Here is a 3,842-nt window from a genome sequence, read left to right as displayed (position 1 = left end):
GATTCGAGCTCGGTCCCGGGGATCCTCTAGAGTCCGTTCATTCTATCAGCGCCGCGTCCGCGCCGAGCTCATCGACGTTCGCCGTTGCTGAATGCCGTTCATCCGTCCCGACACGCCGCTTCGGGGTGGTCGAGGCGGCGGCTGCGGACGGATGAACCCGCCGACTCAGCGGGCGAGGGCGGCGATCTCGGCGGCGGCGCGGGCGACGTCGTCGTTGACGACGCGGTAATCGAACTCGCCTTGCGCGGCCAGCTCGACCTTCGCCGTCTTCAGGCGGCGCGCCCGCTCCTCCGGACCTTCCGTGCCGCGCCCGACGAGACGGTTGACCAGCTCGTCCCAGCTCGGCGGCGTCAGGAACACGAGGGTGGCATCGGGAGCGGCAGCGCGCACCTGGCGGGCACCCTGCAGGTCGATCTCCAGGAGCACCGTGCGCCCCTCCGCCAGCGCCTTCTCGATGGGCGCGCGCGGCGTGCCGTAACGGAACGCGTTGTGGACCGTCGCGTGCTCGAGGAGGGCGTCGTCGGCGATGAGGGCGTCGAAACCGTCATCGTCCACGAAGAAGTAGTGCTCACCGTCGACCTCTCCCGGGCGCGGTGCGCGCGTGGTCGCCGACACCGACAGCAGGATCTCGGGGTGATGGTCCTTGATGTAGGCGGCGACGGTGCCCTTGCCCACGGCGGTCGGGCCGGCCAGCACGATGAGCCGGCTGCGGCCGCTGCGGGGCTGGAGGGGAGGGAACCGGCCGTCGAGCCACGCCGTGAGCGCTGCGCGCTGGCGCGTGCCGAGTCCCCCGAGCCGCTTGACGGGCGCGATCTCCAGCTCGGCCAGCACACGGTCGCGCTTGCCCTCGCCGATCGCCGGCAGCGCCGTCAGGAACTCCGTGATCCGCATCGCGCCCGCGGGTGCGTCAGGAGCGTCGAGCGCGCGCTGCAGCAGCTCCTGCGGCGTGATGACCCGCATCGCCACATCGTGCTTGAGTGCGGCGCGCTCGCGTCGGGCGGCGACCGCGCGACGGGATGCCGCGACGCGGTCGACCTCGGGAGGAGTGCGGGAATCAGCCATGGGATCCTCCACGGTACAGGTCTGCACGCTCGGCGATGCGTGCGGCGAGGTCCTTCGGACCGGCCGAGAGGATGCTGCGGCTCTCGCTCGCGATGACCGCTTCGGCGAGATCGCCGAAGATGGTCGGGAGGTCGGCCGGCTCGGCGCCCTGCGCGCCGAACCCCGGCGCGAGGACCGGCACCGGCCGCTCGAACGCGCCGAGCCCGCGCGCGGCAAGATCCACCGTCGCGCCGACGACGAGACCGAGCGATGCCCACTCGCCGGCGCCGGTCGCATCGGCGGCGACGACCTCGGCGGCCACGGTGGCGGCCACGGTCTGCGTGCCACGAAGGGCGCTCTGCAGTGCCGAGGCCTCGGGATTGCTGGTGGCGGCGAGCACGAACACCCCCTTCTGGTGCGCGAGCGCGTACGAGAACGTGGTGGACAGCGCACCCACCCCCAGGTACGGGCTGACGGTGAGCGCATCGGCCTCGAGCGCCGAACCCGGTGTGAGCCAGGCGGCCGCGTAGGCGTCCATGGTCGTGCCGATGTCGCCCCGCTTGGCGTCGGCGATCACGAGCAGACCCGCGGCGCGGGCCGCCGCCATCACCTCCTCGAGGGCGGCGTAGCCGGCCGATCCGAACCGTTCGAAGAACGAGACCTGAGGCTTGACGACGGCGACGGTGGATGCCGCGGCATCCACCGTCCGCAGTCCGAACTCGCGGACGCCGGCGGCGTCGACACCGAGTCCCCACTCGCGCAGGAGCGCTTCGTGGGGGTCGATGCCGACACACAGGCGTCCGCGCGCGGCGACGGCTTCCCGAAGTCGAGAACCGAACGGACGTCGCGAACCGGACGAGCTCACACGGCCGCCCGCTGCTCGGCGGCGGCCAGGGCGTCGGACCGGTCGCGGGCGTACTCCTGGAGGCTGCGCACCGCGAAGCCCTCACGCAGCACCGGCAGCGCGCTGACGGCGGCGCCGAGGACGGCCATCGTGGTGAACAGGGCTTTGTCCGCCGCCACCGCCGCTGCCCGGATCTCATATCCGTCGGCGCGGGCGATGCCTCCGGAGGGCGTGTTCACGACGATGTCGATCTCTCCGGCGTTGATGAGATCGACGACGTTGCGTTCACCCGACTCCTGCGTTTCGGAGTACTTGCCCACCACGCCGACACGGATGCCGTTGCGAGCCAGGATCTCGGCGGTGCCCTCGGTCGCGATGAGGCGGAAGCCGAGCTCCTGCAGGCGGTGCGCCGGCAGGATGACGGCGCGCTTGTCGTCGTCGGCGACCGAGAGGAAGACGGTTCCCGACGTCGGCATGCCGCCGTAGGCCGCGGCCTGACTCTTCGCGAACGCGGTCGGGAAGTCGCGGTCGATGCCCATGACCTCCCCGGTGGAGCGCATCTCCGGGCCCAGGACCGAGTCGACCGTGTGGCCGTCGGCGGTCCGGAAGCGCTTGAACGGCAGCACGGCCTCCTTGACGGCGACCGGCGCATCCAGCGGAACCCGCGAGCCGTCCTCGAGGGGAAGCAGTCCTTCGGCCTTCAACTCGGCCACGGTGGCGCCGGCCATGATGCGGGAGGCGGCCTTGGCGAGCGGAATGCCGAGCGCCTTGGAGACGAACGGCACGGTGCGCGAGGCCCGCGGGTTCGCCTCGATGACATACAGGACACCGGCGGAGACGGCGAACTGCACGTTCAGCAGTCCGCGGACACCGACACCTTCGGCGATCGCATGGGTCGCCGCGCGGACGCGGTCGATCTCGGTGCGGCCGAGCGAGATGGGCGGCAGGGTGCACGACGAGTCGCCGGAGTGGATGCCGGCTTCCTCGAGATGCTCCATGACGCCACCGATGTAGAGTTCGTGGCCGTCGTAGAGCGCATCGACATCGAGCTCGATCGCGTCGTCGAGGAAGCGGTCGACCAGCAGCGGTTTGCCCTCCTCGATGACGACCTCACCGGCGGTGCGGACGAAGTAGTCGCGCAGGCTCTCGGTGTCGTAGACGATCTCCATGCCGCGACCGCCGAGCACGAAGCTGGGGCGCACGAGCACGGGGTAGCCGATCTCCTCGGCGATCGCGACGGCGCCGGCCTCGTCGATCGCGGTGTCGTGGCGCGGGGCGACCAGACCGGCGCGGTCGAGCAGCTGGGAGAACAGCTCCCGCTCCTCCGCGATGTCGATCGCGGCCGGCGAGGTGCCGAGGATCGTGTACCCGGCCTCCTCGATGCCCTTCGCCAGTCCCAGCGGTGTCTGGCCGCCGAGCTGGCACACGACGCCCAGGATCGTTCCGGACTGGGCCTCGGCGTGCAGCACCTCGAGCACGTCCTCGAGCGTCAGCGGCTCGAAGTAGAGCCGGTCGCTCGTGTCGTAGTCGGTCGAGACGGTCTCGGGATTGCAGTTGACCATGATCGTCTCGTAGCCGGCATCCGACAGGGCGAACGAGGCGTGCACGCACGAGTAGTCGAACTCGACGCCCTGGCCGATGCGGTTCGGGCCCGATCCGATGATGACGACCTTCGTGCGCTCGCTGGGCGTGACCTCGGTCTCGTGGTCGTAGCTGGAGTAGTGGTACGGCGTGAGCGCCGGGAACTCCCCCGCGCAGGTGTCGACCGTCTTGTAGACCGGACGGATGCCGAGGCCGTAACGCACGCCGCGGATCTCGGCCTCACTGACACCGCGCAGCTGCGCGAGCTGGGCGTCGCTGAAGCCGTGCTCCTTCGCGAGGCGAAGCGTCGCGGCATCGAGCTCGGGTGCCGCCTGCACGAACGCGGCGACTCTAGAGGATCCCCGGGACCGAGCTC

3 protein-coding genes are annotated in these 3,842 nt (G+C 70.9%); all 3 read right to left on the bottom strand.

All coding sequences use genetic code 11. The annotated features are described in order from the left end of the window. Positions 1-165: 165 nt before the first annotated feature. The gene (gene gmk, locus I5I_RS06695; RefSeq protein WP_036317915.1) at positions 166-1,062 is read right to left on the bottom strand and encodes a guanylate kinase; all 897 of its coding nucleotides are present in this window, start codon (positions 1,060-1,062) and stop codon (positions 166-168) included. Next, positions 1,055-1,906, bottom strand: coding sequence for an orotidine-5'-phosphate decarboxylase (gene pyrF / locus I5I_RS06690; RefSeq protein WP_036317913.1), 852 nt, complete (start codon positions 1,904-1,906; stop codon positions 1,055-1,057). Before pyrF ends, gmk begins: the two co-directional genes overlap by 8 nt. Then, positions 1,903-3,842 (bottom strand): carbamoyl-phosphate synthase large subunit (carB, locus tag I5I_RS06685; protein WP_036317917.1); only part of this gene is annotated, 1,940 nt, incomplete at its 5' end. The genes pyrF and carB, both read right to left, overlap by 4 nt.

Origin of the sequence: Microbacterium sp. B24 (assembly GCF_000333415.1) — a bacterium.
Taxonomy (GTDB): Bacteria; Actinomycetota; Actinomycetes; order Actinomycetales; family Microbacteriaceae; genus Microbacterium.
The sequence above is the reverse complement of the archived record's forward strand: the minus strand, read 5'-3'. Positions and strand labels throughout refer to the sequence as shown.

What these genes read in the sequence shown, in the direction of transcription:
- gmk (WP_036317915.1), bottom strand. Translation starts at nt 1,062, where the DNA reads ATGGCTGATTCCCGCACTCCTCCCGAGGTCGACCGCGTCGCGGCATCC.